The sequence below is a fragment of the Acinetobacter seohaensis genome (genome assembly GCF_056431365.1).
In genome coordinates, this window is the sequence record NZ_JBWKMK010000016.1 from 57,684 (window position 1) to 76,078 (window position 18,395).

The following is an 18,395-nucleotide window of genomic DNA, read 5'->3' on the forward strand; positions in this document are numbered from 1 at the left end:
TATTTCAAATTGGATTATAGATTTTCAGGCTGACCAAACAGTGCCGTAAAGGCATGGTCAGGACGTGCTTGTTTCATAAAACTTTCACCGACCAAGAAACTGTGAATCTCATGGTCTTGCATCATGCGGACATCTTCTGGTGTGGCGATACCACTTTCAGTGACCAATAAACGCGCAGGCGGCAACAAGTTTTTTAAACGCAATGAGGTATTTAAATCGACTTCAAAGGTTTTTAAATTTCGGTTATTGACCCCTAAAATACAACGCTCTGAAAGATTTAAAGCACGCTCCAATTCAGTTTCATCATGTACTTCAACCAACACATCTAAATGATGTTCAAAAGCCGTTTCCGACATTTCTTCCAACTGTTGGTCAGATAAGCAAGATACAATCAATAACACACAGTCTGCATGTAAGGCACGTGCTTCCACCACACCATACGGATCAATCAAGAAATCTTTACGCAGAGCAGGCAAGTTACAGTGTGAACGGGCAATCTGAATATTTTCATCTGCACCCTGAAAGAAATCGACATCAGTCAGCACAGATAAACAGGCTGCGCCTGCGGCTTCATATTGCTGTGCAATTTCGGCAGGGTCAAAGTTTTCACGAATAATGCCTTTAGATGGTGATGCTTTTTTAATTTCCGCAATCACCGCTGGGCGTTTGTTATGCAAGGCTTGTGCAAAGCCACGTGCAGGTGTTGCTGCACGTGCCAATTGTTCTAGGTCTGCATAACTGCGTTGTTTTAAACGCTCGGCAAACTCTTCTTTTTTACGTTCTACAATTTTACCTAAAATGGTATTGCTAATATCCACCATGATGCACCTTCCTGATTTGCTTTATGCTTCGTACTGTTTGAGCGTTTTGGTAAATTCAGACAACACGCCCATTTTTTCCAAAGCTTGTCCACCATAAATAATGTCATGTGCCAAAGCGACACCTTGTTTGTAGCTTGTAGTTAGACCCGAAACATAGATACCCGCACCCGCATTGAGTGCAATCATATTGGCCGCTTTTTCGCCTTTGTCTGATTTGTTTTTGCCCAAAGCATCTTTAATCAAACTCAAGCTTTCAGCTGAGTTTTCTACAATCAGTCCTGTTAAAGTTTGAGATTCAATTCCCACGCTTTCAGGGGTAAGTTCCCATTCGGTAATTTCACCATCTTTGAGCTCTGCAACATAAGTGCTCGAAGCAAGGCTAATTTCATCTAAACCATCTTTAGAATGCACCACCATGACATGCTCAGCACCGAGCTGTTTCATCACTTCTGCAATCGGGCGGCATAATTCATTGCTAAACACCCCAATGACAAAACGCTTTACACCCGCAGGGTTAGTCAATGGCCCAAGCAAGTTGAAAATACTGCGAATACCCAACTCTTTACGCGGGGTAACCGCATATTTCATGGCTTTGTGATGATTCGGTGCAAACAAGAAACCTACGCCCATTTCACGAATACAGCGTTCAGTTTGTTGCATGTTTAAATCAAGATTAATGCCTGCTTGCTCAAGTAAGTCAGATGAGCCTGATTTGGTTGAAACCCCACGGTTACCGTGTTTGGCAATGGTTGCACCTGCAGCTGCAATGACAAAGGAAGAGGCGGTAGATACGTTAAATAGGTTTTGACCATCGCCACCTGTACCAACAATATCTACGAGGTAAGGAATATCGCTGACATCAATTTTGATGGCAAATTCACGCATTACACGTGCAGCAGCAGTAATTTCATCAATGCTTTCGCCTTTTAAGCGTAAGCCCATCATCAATGCACCAATTTGAGCGTCTGTTGCTTCGCCCGACATAATCGCGCGCATCACATCTTCCATTTGAGGCTGAGTCAGGTGAATTTGTTTTGTAATATGGTTGAGTGCTTGTTGAATATTCATGTGATTTGACTCGCTCATTATGCGTAAATTTCCAAAAAGTTTTTAAAGATTTGATGACCGTGTTGGCTCAGGATCGATTCGGGGTGAAATTGCACGCCTTCAACAGGCAAAGTTTTGTGCTTCACGCCCATAATTTCTTCCATCGAACCATCTGCTTCTTTGGTCCAGCATGTCACTTCCAGACAATCTGGCAAGGTTGCTTGATCAATCACCAAAGAGTGGTAACGGGTTGCAGAAAATGGTGAAGGCAGATTGCTAAAAATACCTGTGTTGCTGTGGTACATATCCGATAAACGACCATGCATCACGGTTTTAGCGCGCACAATGTTTCCACCAAAGGCTTGTCCGATACTTTGGTGTCCTAAACACACGCCCAGTAACGGAATTTTGCCTGCGAAATGCTGAATGGCAGGAATAGAAATCCCTGCTTCAGATGGAGAACAAGGGCCTGGGCCAATCACCAAATACTTGGGTTGCCATCGCTCAATATCTTCTAATGTCACGGCATCATTACGAACGACTTTTACTTCCTGATTTAACTCGCCAAAATACTGGACGATGTTGTAGGTAAAAGAGTCATAGTTGTCGATCATTAAAAGCATGAGCTAACCTATTGAAAATTGAACACTTTAAGTGCTAAAGAGTCTGAGATAATTTGCTTTATTCCTGCGCCTATAACGAGAAAGGACTTTATTTTTCTTGTCGAAAAGAAGGTGGAATAAGGAAGCGCTTATCATCATAGCAAAAAATAAGCATTTTCTGCGGACTATTTATATGATAATCCCTGTTAAAGCTTATCAGCGCATTCACCAATTTATAGATTTTCAAAGCTTATTACACATTGTTCAGGTTTGATCTGAAAGAAATGACCACTTAATCAAGCAGGGTCATTCTGCCGTCATATTTTAGCTTCACACTTATAGATAACGTAAAAAATGCGCTAAAAAGTAGCATCATGGCGCATGTTATTAGCGGTTCACGTCAGGTAGTTTGAGTGCAGCGTTTCGATAGAAAATACAAATGTGTAGTAAAGGTATTTTCAATCAGCTTGATCGAAAATAATACAGGTTTAGGATTTTTAAACGATCTTATTATTTTTGCTCAATAAAAAATAAAGTGTTGTTTAAGATTGGTCGGATAATTTGCATTGCTCAATACAACCATGGCACAGCAAAATGCTTGCATAGATACTGTTTGAGCTATTTTTTGATCTACAATTCAACAGAAATAAAACATAAATGCACTAAAATGGTGCTATGTTTTGCAGTTTTAAATCAAATCAAATGAACAGTGTTTGAATATGGTGCAAATCGTATTTCTGACAGTATAATAGCGACAAAGTAATTTTTTTAAATGATGTATTCTCATACGGAATTCATGGTTTTAGCTTTGCTTTTAAAAGTTGGTACGCTAATTGCTTAATAACTGCCAACTACTAACACGCACTTTCGGGTGCAACAAAAAACATCGGAGCAAAATGAGCATGGCGAACAAGGTCCTTCAACTCATCCAAGAAAGTGGTGCAAAATGGGTCGATTTCCGCTTTACAGATACTAAGGGTAAAGAGCAGCACGTAACTTATCCTGCAGACAGTATCGATGAAGATACCTTTGAAGACGGTAAAATGTTTGATGGTTCTTCAATTGAAGGCTGGAAAGGAATCGAAGCATCAGACATGATCTTACGCCCAGATGCCAACACAGGTTTTATTGACCCGTTCTTTGCAGAACCAACAGTGGTTGTAACGTGTGATGTTATCGAACCATCGACAGGTCAAGGCTATGACCGCGATCCACGCTCTATTGCTCGCCGTGCTGAAGAATATTTAAAATCGACAGGTATTGGTGATACTGCTTTCTTTGGCCCAGAACCAGAATTCTTTGTATTTGACGAAGTAAAATGGGACATCGATATGTCTGGCGCGCGCCACACATTAATCGCTGAAGAAGCTGCATGGTCTACAGGTAAAGACTACGAAGCTGGTAACTCAGGTCACCGTCCACGTGTGAAAGGCGGTTATTTCCCAGTACCACCAGTAGATTCTTCTCAAGATATGCGTGCAGATATGTGTGCAAAAATTGAAGAAATCATGGGGCCTGGTCGTGTAGAAGTACATCACCATGAAGTTGCATCTTGCCAGTTAGAAATTGGTGTGAGCTTCAATACTATGGTGCGTAAGGCTGACGAAGTGCAACAGTTCAAATATGCAGTTTGGAACGTTGCGCATCAATATGCAAAAACTGCAACCTTTATGCCTAAACCAATGGTAGGCGATAACGGTTCAGGTATGCACGTACACATGTCTATCTCTAAAGATGGCAAAAACTTATTCGCAGGCGATGAATACGCAGGTTTGTCAGAAATGGCGTTGTACTTCATTGGCGGTATTATCAAACATGCCCGCTCTTTGAACGCGTTGACTAACCCATCGACCAACTCATATAAGCGTTTAGTACCGCACTTTGAAGCACCAATTATGTTGGCTTACTCAGCGCGTAACCGTTCTGCATCTATTCGTATTCCTTACGTGTCTAGCCCGAAAGGCAAACGTATTGAAGCGCGTTTCCCTGATCCAATGATGAACCCGTACTTAGGTTTTGCGGCATTGTTGATGGCAGGTCTTGATGGTATTCAAAACAAGATTCACCCAGGTGAAGCAGCAGACAAGAACTTGTATGATCTTCCTCCTGAAGAAGAAGCAAAAATCCCAACTGTGGCACACAACTTAGAAATGGCGCTTGATGCATTAAAAGAAGATCAAGACTATTTATTAAAAGGTGGTGTATTCACTAAAGAGATGCTTGATGCTTATATCGAGTTGAAAACTGAAGATGTACGCCGTTTGAACACGACGACTCACCCAGTTGAATTTGATATGTACTACAGCTTGTAATACTACGCAAATCACGAATATAAAAAACCCGCTTCGGCGGGTTTTTTGATGTGTACTTGATTGATTAGTGTAGTAGTGCTTTCATAGTTTTTATCAAAATATAAGAATTCACCTGATTTTTTAAGATAATTGCATTGAATTGAGCGATAGGTCACAAAACTTTGCCTGAATTTGGGCTACACTAGGCTATCTTGTTAAGGTGGCGGAATATGCGAACACAGCCTATTTTTCCCAAGCAGGCAAATCTACCTTCTGAATTAAAAACATGGCTATATGCAGCAGGTTCTTTGACCCAACAACTGACTCAGCTCGCAGGCGGACAATTTAAAGTTGAACCACTGCAGCAATCTTTTCAGCGTTTAAATTTACAAGATGCCCAGTGGATGCAAATGCCACATTGGCACACTTCATGGGTGCGTGAAAGCTATTTATATGGGTGTGATGAACAGCCATGGGTCAAAGCCAAAAGTATTTTTCCGATTCTAAGTTTGCAAAGCAAAGCCCGTTTATTTCAGCATATTGGCAATAAACCCATTGGCTGGTTTTTATTTCAGCGTACCAATCCGTTGTGTCAAAGGCGTGTGGTTTTGCTCGATGAAGGCTGGACACGACAGAGTTGCTATACTTGGCATGGCTGTAAATTTATTGTGCAAGAAACTTTTTTACCGCGTTTTGAGCAATTTATTCAACAACATTAAGATACGAGATTGGTATGGCATTGGCACAGCAGATCACGTGGCGTGAGCGTTTAGAAGCATATTATTATTTGTGTCGTTTCGATAAACCGATTGGCACAGAACTGGTGTTTTGGCCAACCATGTGGGCCTTGTGGATTGCTAATCAGGGCATGCCGTCTATCGGGATATTAATCCCTATGATTCTGGGCACAATTTTTATGCGCGCTGCAGGCTGTGCCATTAATGACTTTGCTGACCGTAAGGTAGATGGTCATGTAGAGCGTACCAAAACACGTCCTTTAGCCACGGGTGTGATTAGTGCCAAAGAAGCCATTTATGTATTCTTGGGTTTGGTTGCACTAAGCGCAGCCATGTTGTTATTTTTACCAATTGAAACTTTCTATTGGTCATTTGGGGCATTATTTTTAGCGTTTATTTATCCATTTATGAAACGCTACACTCATTTACCGCAAGTGTTCTTGGGAGCGGCATTTTCATGGTCTATCCCTATGGCTTATACCGCTGTAGGTGCAACGCCTGATCTTACTTGTTGGTTATTGTATTTTGGCAATTTGGCGTGGACTGTGGCTTATGACACTCAATATGCAATTACAGACCGTGAATATGATTTGAAAATTGGGGTGAAATCTACCGCAATTTTATTTGGTCGCTATGACATTCAAATTATTTCATTGTTGCAAGCGGGCAGTGTACTTTTGATTGGTACGGCATTGTGGTTAGAAAATTTACTGATTCCGTTTGGTTTAGCGGCATTACTGGTTGTGGTTGCAGACTTTATATACCAATGGAGTAAAACCAAAGATAAAGACCCGCAACGCTGTTTTTGGGCATTTCGTCATAACCGTTGGGTAGGGCTGATTATTTTTGTGGGAATTGTATTGGCTTTAATGTAAACCCTTTCATTGAATAAAAAATCTAACAAAGCATCTGATGATATTGCTGGTCAGATGCTTTTTTATTCGATCGCTGATCAATTTTTGCTGTTAAAAATTAAACTGAGCATTAGAACGTGCGTACTTATGCACAAAGCACAATCAGCATTATTCTGATATATTGAGCCTTATTTTGAAGTTTGAATTAGGAATAGATGATGTCACAGTCTGAACAGCAAGCACCTGCAAAAAAGCCAAGCCTAAAAAAGATGATTTTCTTGGCAAGCTTAGGTTTGTTGATTCCTATTTTCTTGGTCAGCATGGCATTTTTAGCAGTCAATAGTGATGCCAAAAATCAGGAAAAATATAAACAACAGCAGGCAGAAATTATTGCGCGTATTGAAGCGCGTGAAGCTGCAGCACAGCAAGCGAAGCAGGCGGGTCAGACACAAGCTGCTTCAGAAGCTACACCTTAATATCGAGTTGATGATTTCAACTCAAATCTGATTGTAGTTGTCTGATACTTGGAATCTCGGTGTATCGGACAACGCGATAACCTGCCTCGTGAAACATTGCATCCCGTTCTGCATCTTCCTGTTCTTTGCCAATATGTGAGGGGTCATCTAACTCTATAATTGCAATGACCTGCATTTCTGCATTTAAGATCACAAAATCAGTCACTTTACGATTAAACAGCGCACGAATTTTATAGTGGTTGTTGGTGATTAATGCGCTAAACGCCACTTGTGCCAAGATGTGATGCTCAGGAAAAGCTTGTTTTAAACGCATAAACATTCTGCGTTCAAAAGCAGTCATCATCGGTTTAGGATAAAAGTTTTTCTTGGGGAAAAATAATTGCTTAAAAATTAAGATAAACAGGGCAAGGCTAGCCAAGCTGCCAATAAGCAAGAAAGTCGATTGACTGGATTCAAACATAGATGATGCGGTGTCGTTAGACCCTAAACAGCAGGAATAAAAAACCCACGTCATAATGCGTGGGTTTTTTAAGAATTTTGGCTCTCCCACCTGGGCTCGAACCAGGGACCTGCGGATTAACAGTCCGTCGCTCTACCGACTGAGCTATGGGAGAATCTGACACGCATTCTATGTGGGTATCTGTTTTTGGTCAAGCTGGAATTGAAAAAAAACCGTAATTATAGATTAACTGCTTTAAAAATAATCATCTAGCTTTGTTTCAACGCAGTTTTTAGAGTGCTTGAATGGCTTTTATATAATCTTCGCGTGTCTGTGGTGGGTTGGTTTTACGACATAAGTTAATTAATTGCAGCATCTCTTGCTGAGTCATTTCTGTTTTCACTTGGCTTTGAATTTGTTTTAAGGTGGCTTGTTGTTGTGCGTTCAGATCACGACTGCATTGATACAGACGTTCATACATGAGTGTCGCAGCAGTTTTATTGCTTTCAGATTTTTGCGTACATTGAAAAATTGCAAAAATCACCACAATCAGAATTGTCCAAAAAATCAGGGATTTTAACCAAGGCGCTTGCATGGGCTTTCAAGTTTTATTGTTGTTGATGAACCTAAGTTAGCGAAAAAATAGAGTCATCACAAGAGGGGATAGCCCGATCTTCACTGTATGGTTTTAATTTTGATTTAAGGGGAGAGTGAGGCCTGTTCCATTCGTTTAGAACATCATATCCACTATAAAAACAATAAAAATTGCAAAAAAAAATCCCACGTCATACTGCGTGGGATTTTTAGAATCTTGGCTCTCCCACCTGGGCTCGAACCAGGGACCTGCGGATTAACAGTCCGTCGCTCTACCGACTGAGCTATGGGAGAATAGATTGGCTCTCCAACCTGGGCTCGAACCAGGGACCTGCGGATTAACAGTCCGTCGCTCTACCGACTGAGCTATTGGAGAATCTGTGGGGCATTTTAGGGATGAAAGTTTAAGTCGTCAACACGTTCATCATCAGAAATGTATTGTTTGCTTTATAAATATTCATTTCATCTGCAAAAATAAAAAAACTGCCCATAAAGAGCAGTTTTTCTACAGAAAAATAGAAATTATTTTTCTACACCAGCATCTTGACCTGCGTATTTCGCATTTGCGTAATCCCAGTTTACAAGGCTTTCTAAGAAAGTTTTGATGTAAACAGGACGTGCATTACGGAAGTCGATGTAGTAAGCGTGTTCCCAAACGTCAATCGTCAATACTGCAACTTTGCCGTGCGCCATTGGTGTGTCAGCATTTGAAGTTTTCATAATAGAAAGTTTGCCATTCACTTCGTCAGCTACTAACCAAGCCCAACCTGAACCGAATTGAGTTGTTGCAGCAGCAGCAAATTCTTCAGCAAATTTTTCGTAAGAACCGAAAGCTTCATCAATTTTAGCAGCCAAAGCACCAGTAGCTTTACCACCACCGTTTTTCGCCATACAGTTCCAGTAGAACGTGTGGTTCCAAACTTGCGCTGCGTTGTTGAATACGCCAGCTTTAGCAGCATCACCTGCAGTTGCTTTGATGATTTCGTCTAAAGTTTTACCTTCAAGCTCTGTACCCGCGATCAAGTTATTCAAGTTCACAACATAAGTGTTGTGGTGTTTGTCGTGGTGGAATTCTAAAGTTTCTTTGCTGATGTGTGGAGCAAGATCTTCGTAACCGTATGGTAAAGCCGGTAAAGTAATGGTTGTCATGTTTTCAATTCCTTGCATTTTGCTGAGTTTTAACATTAAGTGGCTCTATTGTAATAGATTTCGAGATCAAATTGCGCATTAGGTATAAATAACCATACAGAATAAGACTCGAATGTATACATCTAAAGACTATGTTAAACACAGATGTCATTTGAGCGAAATCGTTGGGTGAAACGGTGTATTAAATTGGGTTATTTAATTCAAAATAACTATACTCAATATTAAACTGTTCTGAAATAGCTTTTGCGAGTCGTTGTACACCATAGCGCTCAGTCGCGTGATGTCCGCAGGCATAATAATGCACGCCTAGTTCTTTGGCTTCATAATAGGTGCGTTCACTGACTTCGCCCGAAATAAAGGCATCACAACCTTGTTCTGCCGCTTTGCCAATAAAATCTTGTGCTGCACCCGTGCAGAACCCTACTTTTTGAATCTGACTTTTTTCGGCAGGAAGATGAATGGTTTTAAAGCCTAAACGCGCTGTGAGATAGTCACGAAATTCGGTTGCGCTCATGGCTTGCTTTAAAAAACCGATATTACCAATAGGATGACGTTCACTCGGGTCTAGGGCTTGCAAATTTTCTAATGCCAAACATTCAGCAATGGCAGCATTATTGCCTAGACTTGGGTGTGAATCGAGCGGTAAGTGATAACCCACCAAAGAAATATCATGCTGGATTAAACTTTTGATGCGTTTACCGCGCATGCCTGTAATTGGGTAAGGTTCGCCTTTCCAAAAATAGCCATGATGTACCAACAGTAAGTCTGCATTTTGGGCAATAGCAGCATCAATAGCCTCTTGAGAGGCAGTCACTGCACATAAAATTTTTTGAACTTCAGACTTACCTTCAATTTGTAAACCGTTGGGCGCGTAATCTTTAAATTCATGTGTATTTAAAGTTTGATCACACCATTGAATAATTTCTTTTAGCTGCGCCATAACTTTCTCAAATTGCTCATATTTAGCCAATATCAAAACATATTTTGTATTGTAACTAAAGCAAGACAAAACTCTTGGGCTTTTTTATGTTTCTATTTGTGTTTCGTTTTACAATAGCTCATTCAATGACTTAATCATCAAAAAAAATTTACTTAGAGGTACAAAACGTGCGCCGGACCTTTACCTGGTTACCTTGGGTGTTACTCATTCTGGTTATTATTGGCTTTGTGACTTGGCAACAACTGCAAAAACCGAAAGCGCCTGTGGCTGCCGATGGGGTCAAAATGCCTGCCGAGAAAGTTGAACCATTAATTGATACAACACGGACAGGTGGGGTGGTGTCGTATAGCGCTGCGGTTAAAGTGGCAGCGCCTGCGGTGGTAAATATTTTTACCACACAAAAAGTGAAACAAATGGATCATCCATTGTTAAATGACCCTGCATTTCGTGAATTTTTTGGCAATCAGTTACCCGATCAATTTAAGCAAGGCCCAAATGAAAACAGTTTGGGGTCTGGGGTCATTGTTCGTCCAGATGGTTATATTTTAACGAATAATCATGTGATCGCGCAGGCTGAACAAATTGTCGTGGCTTTGCACGATGGACGCCGTGCGGTTGCAAAAGTTGTTGGAACTGACCCAGACACAGACTTAGCGGTCATTAAAATTGATCTAGAAAAACTGCCTGTATTGCCATTTAAACTGAGTGGCAATGAAGTGGGCGATGTCGTACTTGCGATTGGTAACCCATTTGGTGTGGGACAAACCGTGACTCAAGGGATTATTTCTGCGACAGGACGTTCTGACTTGGGTATTAATACCTATGAAGATTTCATTCAAACCGATGCAGCAATTAATCCAGGTAACTCAGGTGGTGCATTGATTGATGTGGCAGGAAATTTGATTGGGGTAAATACGGCAATTTTCTCGCAATCAGGTGGTTCATTGGGCATCGGCTTTGCAATTCCTGCACAAGTCTGTCAGCAGGTTTTAAACTCGATTTTAAAAGATGGACGTGTGGTTCGTGGTTGGTTAGGTATTAGTTTGTTGCCTGTGCAACAAGACAACATTTTAGAACCTGCACAAGGCGGTGTAGTGGTTGCTGATGTACTGCGCGGTGGCCCTGCAGCAGAAGCAGGTTTAAAACGTGGTGACAAAATTTTAAAAGTGAATGATGAAGCGATTACTTCAACCTCGCATTTAATTAATTATGTTGCTGCACAAGCACCGCATACGACGGTGACTGTTTCAGTTGAACGTGGTGAAGAAGCCTTAGATTTGGAAGTCGCAGTCGGTGAGCGCAAAGTTCAAAATACCGATAAGCAATTTATTCCATTGCCTGAATAATAGATTTAACAGTAACAATTTAGCCTTGCCCGTTTGCAGGGCTTTTTTGTTGGCTAAGTAAATGGAGATCGACTGGAAATAACCAAAGTGATACGGATAACGTGATTTGATTTATCTCTGGGTAGATACAAAGAGAAGGTGGGCTAAATAAACTGTATTGATGAATGATGATACTTTTTGATAGATCTAATCAATCGAGGGTTTGGTTTTGTGTGGCAAGTGTGGATGTATTCGGTGTTGATGTCTTAGAAGATTTAAACGTGCTGTTGAAACATGATGGGTCTCAACTTAGATAAAGAAAGGCATAAAAAACAGCAACCGAAGTCGCTGTTTTTCTAGATCCATTGAAATTATTGCTCTTGCTGAATACCTGCCACTAACCAGTCTTGATTAGAGCCTGCAGGTTTTACAAAGTGCCAAATTTCTGTAAATGGTTGCGGTAAACTGTTCAGGTCTTCGCTGACTGTACCTGTAAAGCGTACACTTATGACATATTGACCATTTTCAGTTGCAGAATCGACCACCATGGCATTCAAGTTAGAAAACTCTGCTACATCTTGGTCTTGGTTTGCCATAATGTCCTGATACATCGACTGATATAAATCAGGAGTTAAATAACGCTGAATTTCTGCGATATTACTGGCTGTGTTCATAGACTGAATATGGTTAAAACGCTGACGCGCTACACGTAAAAAGGTTGCAGGCTCTGAACCATCAGGCAATTGATTGCCACTGTTGGTATAAGCTGCACCAAATGGCGCGTTATTATTGGCAGCTTGACCAAAAGGCGCTTGGGTAGAAGCGGCAGAACCCCCAACAGATTGACCAAAAATATTGGTATTGTCGTTACGTGGCGCTGCAGCAGGTGGTGTTTGCGCAAACGGTGCCTGATTGGCACCGCTATTTGGCGCATACGGATTAGGCGTTAGTTTTTTTTTTGCGCCCATCTTACGGAAAATGAAGAAGGCAACAGCAGCAGCGAGTAAAATCCAAATCCAGCTTGGAATACCGCCTTTTTCCTCTTGCGCTTCGGCAGCACTTGCAGCTTGATCATCGGCCAAGGCATTGGCAGCAACCGCACCAATTGCCGCACCTGCAACACCTGCAGCAACCATACCACCTACGCCTGGACCAGATTTTTGCTGTGCTGGTGCAGTTGTTGGTTGTTGTGCTGGCGTTGTTTGACGAGGTTGTTGGTAAGACTGAGTTGGAGCAGCCGAACGACTCATGCCATGGCTTTTACCGCCACCTGCACGTTTTGCTTCTGCTGCTAACGGAGCTACCAATAAAGTCGCTGTGAGCATTGCTGCGATCAAACCACGCTGTCGAACTTCCATCAAATTTTCCTATATTAAAATAAAGTTAAGCTGTGTATTTATGCAGGCATTTGCTGCGAATTTCAATATAAATATGATATTTTTTCTTGAAACTGAAAAAATATCATCCAAGGATTTAACCTAAGTTTTCACTTAAATTCATGGCTTCAGTTAAGGCTTCATGCAAACGCGCCACCGCAATAATTTGCACACCTGCAATGGCTTTTTGTGGGGCATTGCCACGCGGCACAATAATATATTTAAATCCGTGTTTAATAGCTTCTTTTAAGCGTTCCTGACCATTTGGTACTGGGCGGATTTCACCCGATAAACCGACCTCACCAAATACTGCCAATTGTTGTGGCAGGGCTTTGCCACGCAAGCTAGAAGCACAGGCAAGTAGTACAGCAAGGTCTGAACCTGTTTCGGTAATTTTTAAGCCGCCGACCACATTCACATACACATCTTGCCCTGAAGTTTGTACGCCGCCATGCCGATGCATCACCGCCAATAGCATATTCAGACGGTTTTGTTCCAGACCTAAAGCCACACGTCTAGGCTGACCATGTGCATCATCCACCAAAGCTTGTACTTCAACTAAAAGTGGTCGCGTTCCTTCGCGGCTAATCATGACAATAGAACCTGGAATTGCCTCATCATAACGGCTCAAAAATATCGCAGATGGATTGGCAACCTCGCGTAAGCCTTTATCGGTCATACCAAAAACGCCCAGTTCATTCACTGCACCGAAACGGTTTTTGACTGCTCGAATCATACGGTAGCGTGAGTCTGACTGTCCTTCAAAATACAAGACGCAATCGACCATGTGTTCAAGGACGCGCGGCCCAGCCAAAGCCCCTTCTTTGGTCACATGACCGACAATAAACAGCGCAGTGCCACTATTTTTAGCAAAACGAGTCAGCAAGGCGGCTGATTCACGAATTTGTGAAACACCACCTGGAGCAGACTGCAATGTTTCGGTATATAAAGTTTGAATCGAGTCCAGAATGGCTACCGCAGGGCGTTCATGCGCCAAAACTTCACAAATCCTTTCGACACAGGTTTCTGCCATAACTTTCAGTTGATCGGTGGGTAAGTCTAATCGTTGAGCGCGTAACGCCACTTGCGAAAGAGATTCCTCACCTGTGATATATAAAGCGGTGTTATTGGCAGCTGCCATGTGAGTCGCAGTTTGTAGCAAAATGGTCGATTTCCCGATACCAGGATCTCCACCAATCAGTACCACAGAACCCGTAACCAAACCCCCACCCAAAACACGGTCAAATTCCCCAATGCCTGTTGTTAAACGGGTCTCGTGCGATACAGACACTTTATTGAGGGTGGTAATGGCGGCCGCTTGTCCTGCATAGCCACCGCCCATTTTAGGTTGGGCACGATGCGTCACCGCAGGGGCAATACTGACTTCATGCAGTGAGTTCCATTCCCCGCATTCTGAACATTGACCTGCCCATTTAGGATGGTCTGCACCACATTGTTCACAACGATAGACACTTTTTACTTTTGCCATAACCCAGTCATTGCATCAATTTAAAACTGACTACAGCATACAGAGGAATGTTCGCGAAATGAATGTTATCTGGATATTTCAAAGAAAATCATACAACCACGAGGGTGATTGTATGATTCATGATTTGGAAGGGAATATTTCAATGAAGTGGGCTTATTTAATACAACTCGCCAGATTTGCGCTTCGCAATAAAGTCTTTGGATTCTTTGGCAATCACACCAGACAGTAACAACAAGGCAATTAAGTTTGGTACAGCCATTAAACCATTAAAGGTATCGGCAAATAACCAGACTAAATCTAGGGTGGCGATGGTGCCAATGAACACTGAAGCAATATAAATTAAGCGGTAAATCAACACGTATTTTTCGCCGAATAAATAAGTACAGCATTTTTCACCATAATAGCTCCAACCGAGAATGGTGGAATAGGCGAAGAAGATGATCCCGAAAGTGACGACCCAACCACCAAAGCCTGGCAATAACAGGTCAAAAACCTGTGTGGTGAGTACAGCACCTGTTGCACCACCAAAGCTATTACCTGCCATAATGAAGCCCATTACCAAAACAATCCCCGTGATGCTACAGACAATAATGGTATCAATGAAGGTACCTGTCATAGACACTAAACCTTGACGCGCAGGGTGGTCGGTTTTTGCAGCCGCAGCAGCAATTGGGGCAGAACCCATCCCTGCTTCGTTGGAGAATACGCCACGTGCAACCCCGTAACGAATTACTGCACCAATTGCACCACCCGCAACCGCTTCACCAGTAAAAGCATCACGGAAAATTAACTCGAGTGCAGGCACCACAAGGTGTAAATTATTCAAGATGATAATTAAACCGCCTGTAACATACAGAATGGCCATAATTGGAACAATCACCGAAGAAGCTTTGGAAATTGAGCTAATTCCGCCCAAAATCACCAATGCAGAAAATACGGTAATTACCACGCCAGTAATCCAAGTTTCTACACCTAAGCTATTTTCAACTGCTAAAGCTACGGTGTTGGATTGTACTGAACTACCAATTCCAAACGAGGCGACTGTGCCAAAAAAGGCAAAGATAATCGCGAGCCATTTCCATTTTAGTCCGCGTTCAATGTAGTACATTGGGCCGCCTGACATTTGCCCTTTTTCGTTTTTAATACGGTATTTAACCGCCAAAACACCTTCACCATATTTGGTCGCCATACCAAACAGGGCAGTCATCCACATCCAAAACACTGCACCCGGGCCACCGAGGACGCAAGCCGTTGCAACACCTGCAATATTTCCCGTACCAATGGTGGCAGAGAGTGCAGTCATCAGTGATGCGAAATGTGAAATATCGCCCGGTTCTTTTTGCGCTTTGTCGTGTTTGCAAAAGACTTGTTTAAAAGCCAGTGGCAGCATGCGGAATTGCCAGAACAATAAGCGGAAGGTGAGGAAGACGCCCGTTCCCACAATGAGAACCAGCATGTATGGACCCCAGACCCAACCGCTTAGGGTTTCCATCATCGATTGTAAATTTTGCATAAATTTCTTCTTATAAACGCAGTGTATAAATGCTTAGTTTGTGACTGTAGTTGAACAGTTGTAAAAATTAAGCAAGTGATATGCCAGTCTTTAAAACTTCCTGTTAAAAGAACTTGGTTTTAAGCACGTTATATTTTTTGCATAGTTTTTAGATTTTGACAATTGATGCCTTGAAATAAAATTGACTTTATCTGTGTCAGAAGTCGCAATTTTTCAGACCTGATAAGGTCAATCTATGCCAGCAGAATAGTAAGTAAGCTAGAATTTTTACTAAGCTCAATATAATCTCTCTGTATTAGCACTTTGGTCGCGGCAGTGATCGCGTTATACTTCATCGAAAATATTTTATAGGTGGTCAGATGCGTACCGTCATTTGCTGCATGAGTGTTTTGCTTACAATAGTGGTTTTGGTCGGTTGTGGTCAGTCTGGTGCATTACAGTTACCTAATGATCCAAATTACGACAAACGTGCGAAATATTTGCTATATCCAGATGCTGCGCCTAAACGTGCAACACAATCGGCAACATCGTCAGACGCAGCCGCACCTGTGCAACAGCAGTTTGCTGCACCCGCCGCATCTACATCGACTACACCTTAATGCTTTTTTAGAAAGGATACCTCCATGAGTTTCACCCGTATTAATGGGGTATTGCATGCAGAGCAATGTTCATTACAACAACTTGCGCAGCAATACGGCACGCCACTCTATGTTTATTCAAAAGCGACTTTTGAAAAGCATTATTTAGATATGGATCGTGCGTTTCACTTTATCGATCATCAAATTTGTTTTGCGGTAAAGTCAAACTCTAATCTTGCGGTATTGAATGTATTGGCTAAGTTGGGTGCAGGTTTTGATATTGTGACAGGCGGTGAATTGGCGCGTGTTCTCAAAGCAGGCGGTGATGCATCGAAAATAGTTTTTTCAGGTTTAGGTAAAACTGAAGCTGATATTCAAAAAGCGTTAGAAGTTGGGATTGCCTGCTTTAACGTAGAATCGCATGCAGAATTAGACCGTATTCAAAAAGTTGCGGCAAGCATGAATGTCAAAGCACCAATTTCATTACGGGTTAATCCAGATGTTGATGCCAAAACCCATCCTTATATTTCGACAGGTTTAAAAGAAAATAAATTCGGTATTCCGTCAGATTCTGTGTACAGCACCTATGAATATGCTGCATCTTTACCGAACTTAGATATCGTCGGCATCGACTGTCACATCGGTTCACAATTGACCGAAACACAACCGTTTGTAGATGCTTTAGATCGCGTAATTGTGATGATTGATACCTTAAAAAAAATGGGTATTCAGCTCAAACACATTGATATTGGCGGTGGTTTAGGGGTGACTTATAAAGATGAAACCCCACCAACAGTTGAAGAATATGCCAATGCTTTGCGTCCGGCTTTAGAAAAGTTAGGTCTTAAAGTGTATATGGAACCGGGGCGTAGTATTTCTGCCAATGCGGGTGTATTGCTGACTAAGGTTGATTTATTAAAACCGACCACACATCGTAATTTTGCAATTATTGATGCAGCAATGAATGACTTAATCCGCCCTGCATTGTATGAAGCGTGGATGGATATTCAGCCAGTGACGCCACGTACCGATGTTGAAAGCAAAGCATGGGATGTGGTTGGTGCAATTTGTGAAACAGGCGACTTCTTGGGTAAAGAACGTCAGCTTGCGATCAAAGAAAATGATGTTTTGGCTGTGATGGGTGCGGGCGCATACGGTTTTGTGATGAGTTCTAACTACAACAGCCGTGGTCGTGCAGCTGAAGTCATGGTCGATGCAGATCAAGCACATTTAATTCGTGAACGTGAAAGCATTGAATCGCTGTGGGAAAGAGAGCGTTTATTGCCATAAGGGGAATTCGAGATGTTATTAGAATTTACCAAAATGCATGGTCTGGGCAATGACTTCATGGTGGTTGATCTCATCAGCCAGCGGGCGTATTTGGATGCGCTGACTATTCAACGCCTTGCAGACCGCCACTTCGGGATTGGCTTTGACCAACTCCTGATTGTGGAACCGCCCGATTTACCAAATGTCGATTTTAAATATCGCATTTTCAATGCCGATGGTTCTGAAGTGGAGCAGTGCGGCAATGGTGTGCGTTGTTTTGCACGTTTTGTGCATGAACGTCAGCTTACGACCAAAACCAAAATCAAGGTGCAAACCAAGGCAGGCATTGTAGAGCCTGAATTGGGGCAAAACGGTTGGGTGCGGGTGAATATGGGCTATCCAAAATTCTTGCCGCATGAGATTCCATTCATTGCCGATGAGCCTGATAACTTATATGACATTGCGCTGAAAGATGGTGCTGCATTGACCATTGATGTGGTGAACATAGGCAATCCTCATGCTGTGACCATTGTGCCTGATGTATTGACTGCCGATGTTGCAGGTATTGGCCCACAAGTGGAATCACACGAGCGTTTTCCACAGCGCGTCAATGCAGGTTTTATGCAAATCATTGACGAAAAACATGCGCGTTTGCGTGTGTTTGAACGTGGCGTAGGTGAAACCTTGGCTTGTGGTACAGGTGCATGTGCTGCAGCCGTTTCGGGTATGCGCCGTGGCTTATTGTCTAATTCAGTTGAAATTGAACTGGCAGGTGGTAAGTTGCAAATCGAATGGCGTGAAGGCGATGTGGTGTGGATGACAGGGCCAACTGCTAATGTCTATCACGGTCGTTTGGATTTAAATTATTTTCAGGGCTGATGTTTCGTTCTAACAT

At 42.2% G+C, this 18,395-nt stretch carries 18 protein-coding genes and 3 tRNA genes; 8 read left to right on the plus strand and 13 right to left on the minus strand.

Translation table 11 applies throughout. The features are described from left to right. Positions 1 to 14 precede the first annotated feature (14 nt). Genes trpC through AC07E5_RS01920 form a run of 3 tightly spaced genes read right to left on the minus strand, consistent with a single transcriptional unit; the run spans position 15 to position 2,491 of the window. Positions 15 to 821: an indole-3-glycerol phosphate synthase TrpC gene (trpC, locus tag AC07E5_RS01910; RefSeq protein WP_179988955.1), complete on the minus strand. Its 807-nt coding sequence runs from the start codon at positions 819 to 821 to the stop codon at positions 15 to 17. A 21-nt stretch (positions 822 to 842) separates the two neighbouring features. Next, entirely contained in the window at positions 843 to 1,889 is a 1,047-nt protein-coding gene (trpD, locus tag AC07E5_RS01915; RefSeq protein ID WP_004971918.1) for an anthranilate phosphoribosyltransferase, read from the minus strand. Between the two features lie 17 nt (positions 1,890 to 1,906). Further along, entirely contained in the window at positions 1,907 to 2,491 is a 585-nt protein-coding gene (locus tag AC07E5_RS01920) for an anthranilate synthase component II (RefSeq protein WP_004971915.1), read from the minus strand. An 875-nt stretch (positions 2,492 to 3,366) separates the two neighbouring features. Between AC07E5_RS01920 and glnA the strand changes: the two genes are divergently transcribed. From glnA to AC07E5_RS01940, 4 genes are all read left to right on the plus strand, one after another. After that, positions 3,367 to 4,782, plus strand: a complete 1,416-nt coding sequence (glnA, locus tag AC07E5_RS01925; protein WP_353675062.1) for a type I glutamate--ammonia ligase — start codon at positions 3,367 to 3,369, stop codon at positions 4,780 to 4,782. A 209-nt stretch (positions 4,783 to 4,991) separates the two neighbouring features. After that, the gene (locus AC07E5_RS01930; RefSeq protein WP_004971911.1) at positions 4,992 to 5,480 is read left to right on the plus strand and encodes a chorismate--pyruvate lyase family protein; all 489 of its coding nucleotides are present in this window, start codon (positions 4,992 to 4,994) and stop codon (positions 5,478 to 5,480) included. Positions 5,481 to 5,494: 14 nt separating this feature from the next. Then, positions 5,495 to 6,373, plus strand: a complete 879-nt coding sequence (gene ubiA, locus AC07E5_RS01935) for a 4-hydroxybenzoate octaprenyltransferase (RefSeq protein ID WP_178318581.1) — start codon at positions 5,495 to 5,497, stop codon at positions 6,371 to 6,373. 197 nt (positions 6,374 to 6,570) lie between these two features. Beyond that, positions 6,571 to 6,828: a hypothetical protein gene (locus AC07E5_RS01940; RefSeq protein WP_167845873.1), complete on the plus strand. Its 258-nt coding sequence runs from the start codon at positions 6,571 to 6,573 to the stop codon at positions 6,826 to 6,828. 16 nt (positions 6,829 to 6,844) lie between these two features. On the opposite strand, the gene AC07E5_RS01945 is transcribed toward AC07E5_RS01940, so the two are convergent. The 7 genes from AC07E5_RS01945 to AC07E5_RS01975 form a co-directional block, all read right to left on the minus strand. After that, positions 6,845 to 7,288, minus strand: a complete 444-nt coding sequence (locus tag AC07E5_RS01945) for a DUF2726 domain-containing protein (RefSeq protein ID WP_004971902.1) — start codon at positions 7,286 to 7,288, stop codon at positions 6,845 to 6,847. Between the two features lie 78 nt (positions 7,289 to 7,366). Further along, positions 7,367 to 7,442: transfer RNA gene (locus tag AC07E5_RS01950), tRNA-Asn, on the minus strand. Between the two features lie 117 nt (positions 7,443 to 7,559). Continuing rightward, entirely contained in the window at positions 7,560 to 7,862 is a 303-nt protein-coding gene (locus AC07E5_RS01955) for a hypothetical protein (protein ID WP_004971899.1), read from the minus strand. A gap of 217 nt (positions 7,863 to 8,079) precedes the next feature. Further along, positions 8,080 to 8,155 (minus strand) — tRNA-Asn (locus AC07E5_RS01960). A 6-nt stretch (positions 8,156 to 8,161) separates the two neighbouring features. Beyond that, a tRNA-Asn gene (locus AC07E5_RS01965) sits at positions 8,162 to 8,237 on the minus strand. A gap of 146 nt (positions 8,238 to 8,383) precedes the next feature. Further along, positions 8,384 to 9,010 (minus strand): superoxide dismutase SodB, encoded by a 627-nt coding sequence (gene sodB, locus AC07E5_RS01970; protein ID WP_026438302.1) that lies wholly within the window; start codon positions 9,008 to 9,010, stop codon positions 8,384 to 8,386. A gap of 181 nt (positions 9,011 to 9,191) precedes the next feature. Continuing rightward, the gene (locus AC07E5_RS01975; protein ID WP_004971895.1) at positions 9,192 to 9,950 is read right to left on the minus strand and encodes a Nif3-like dinuclear metal center hexameric protein; all 759 of its coding nucleotides are present in this window, start codon (positions 9,948 to 9,950) and stop codon (positions 9,192 to 9,194) included. Between the two features lie 167 nt (positions 9,951 to 10,117). Here AC07E5_RS01975 and AC07E5_RS01980 point away from each other — a divergent pair, with 167 nt between their 5' ends. Further along, on the plus strand, positions 10,118 to 11,296 hold the full coding sequence (locus AC07E5_RS01980; RefSeq protein ID WP_004971893.1) for a trypsin-like peptidase domain-containing protein: 1,179 nt from the start codon (positions 10,118 to 10,120) through the stop codon (positions 11,294 to 11,296). 350 nt (positions 11,297 to 11,646) lie between these two features. Here AC07E5_RS01980 and AC07E5_RS01985 read toward each other — a convergent pair whose 3' ends face one another. The 3 genes from AC07E5_RS01985 to AC07E5_RS01995 all read right to left on the minus strand — a co-directional run bounded on the left by AC07E5_RS01985 (position 11,647) and on the right by AC07E5_RS01995 (position 15,653). After that, positions 11,647 to 12,633 carry a Tim44 domain-containing protein gene (locus AC07E5_RS01985; protein WP_004971891.1) on the minus strand — a complete coding sequence of 329 codons (987 nt, stop codon included), beginning with the start codon at positions 12,631 to 12,633 and terminating at the stop codon, positions 11,647 to 11,649. A gap of 115 nt (positions 12,634 to 12,748) precedes the next feature. Continuing rightward, positions 12,749 to 14,140 (minus strand): DNA repair protein RadA, encoded by a 1,392-nt coding sequence (radA, locus tag AC07E5_RS01990; RefSeq protein ID WP_104853204.1) that lies wholly within the window; start codon positions 14,138 to 14,140, stop codon positions 12,749 to 12,751. 157 nt (positions 14,141 to 14,297) lie between these two features. Then, the gene (locus AC07E5_RS01995; RefSeq protein ID WP_498624527.1) at positions 14,298 to 15,653 is read right to left on the minus strand and encodes an alanine/glycine:cation symporter family protein; all 1,356 of its coding nucleotides are present in this window, start codon (positions 15,651 to 15,653) and stop codon (positions 14,298 to 14,300) included. 359 nt (positions 15,654 to 16,012) lie between these two features. Here AC07E5_RS01995 and lptM point away from each other — a divergent pair, with 359 nt between their 5' ends. The 3 genes from lptM to dapF are packed head-to-tail and all read left to right on the plus strand — an operon-like array spanning position 16,013 to position 18,379. Then, positions 16,013 to 16,252, plus strand: a complete 240-nt coding sequence (gene lptM, locus AC07E5_RS02000) for an LPS translocon maturation chaperone LptM (RefSeq protein WP_498624528.1) — start codon at positions 16,013 to 16,015, stop codon at positions 16,250 to 16,252. 24 nt (positions 16,253 to 16,276) lie between these two features. Then, positions 16,277 to 17,521, plus strand: coding sequence for a diaminopimelate decarboxylase (lysA, locus tag AC07E5_RS02005; protein ID WP_498624529.1), 1,245 nt, complete (start codon positions 16,277 to 16,279; stop codon positions 17,519 to 17,521). 12 nt (positions 17,522 to 17,533) lie between these two features. Further along, entirely contained in the window at positions 17,534 to 18,379 is an 846-nt protein-coding gene (gene dapF, locus AC07E5_RS02010) for a diaminopimelate epimerase (protein WP_004971880.1), read from the plus strand. The last annotated feature ends 16 nt before the right edge of the window (positions 18,380 to 18,395 follow it).

Coding starts and splice junctions, on each gene's coding strand:
- trpC (WP_179988955.1), bottom strand. CDS start 821: ATGGTGGATATTAGCAATACCATTTTAGGTAAAATTGTAGAACGTAAA.
- AC07E5_RS01945 (WP_004971902.1), bottom strand. CDS start 7,288: ATGTTTGAATCCAGTCAATCGACTTTCTTGCTTATTGGCAGCTTGGCT.
- AC07E5_RS01930 (WP_004971911.1), top strand. CDS start 4,992: ATGCGAACACAGCCTATTTTTCCCAAGCAGGCAAATCTACCTTCTGAA.
- lptM (WP_498624528.1), top strand. CDS start 16,013: ATGCGTACCGTCATTTGCTGCATGAGTGTTTTGCTTACAATAGTGGTT.
- radA (WP_104853204.1), bottom strand. CDS start 14,140: ATGGCAAAAGTAAAAAGTGTCTATCGTTGTGAACAATGTGGTGCAGAC.
- AC07E5_RS01985 (WP_004971891.1), bottom strand. CDS start 12,633: ATGGAAGTTCGACAGCGTGGTTTGATCGCAGCAATGCTCACAGCGACT.
- glnA (WP_353675062.1), top strand. CDS start 3,367: ATGAGCATGGCGAACAAGGTCCTTCAACTCATCCAAGAAAGTGGTGCA.
- sodB (WP_026438302.1), bottom strand. CDS start 9,010: ATGACAACCATTACTTTACCGGCTTTACCATACGGTTACGAAGATCTT.
- AC07E5_RS01955 (WP_004971899.1), bottom strand. CDS start 7,862: ATGCAAGCGCCTTGGTTAAAATCCCTGATTTTTTGGACAATTCTGATT.
- AC07E5_RS01975 (WP_004971895.1), bottom strand. CDS start 9,950: ATGGCGCAGCTAAAAGAAATTATTCAATGGTGTGATCAAACTTTAAAT.
- AC07E5_RS01995 (WP_498624527.1), bottom strand. CDS start 15,653: ATGCAAAATTTACAATCGATGATGGAAACCCTAAGCGGTTGGGTCTGG.
- AC07E5_RS01920 (WP_004971915.1), bottom strand. CDS start 2,491: ATGCTTTTAATGATCGACAACTATGACTCTTTTACCTACAACATCGTC.
- lysA (WP_498624529.1), top strand. CDS start 16,277: ATGAGTTTCACCCGTATTAATGGGGTATTGCATGCAGAGCAATGTTCA.
- ubiA (WP_178318581.1), top strand. CDS start 5,495: ATGGCATTGGCACAGCAGATCACGTGGCGTGAGCGTTTAGAAGCATAT.
- AC07E5_RS01940 (WP_167845873.1), top strand. CDS start 6,571: ATGTCACAGTCTGAACAGCAAGCACCTGCAAAAAAGCCAAGCCTAAAA.
- trpD (WP_004971918.1), bottom strand. CDS start 1,889: ATGAATATTCAACAAGCACTCAACCATATTACAAAACAAATTCACCTG.
- dapF (WP_004971880.1), top strand. CDS start 17,534: ATGTTATTAGAATTTACCAAAATGCATGGTCTGGGCAATGACTTCATG.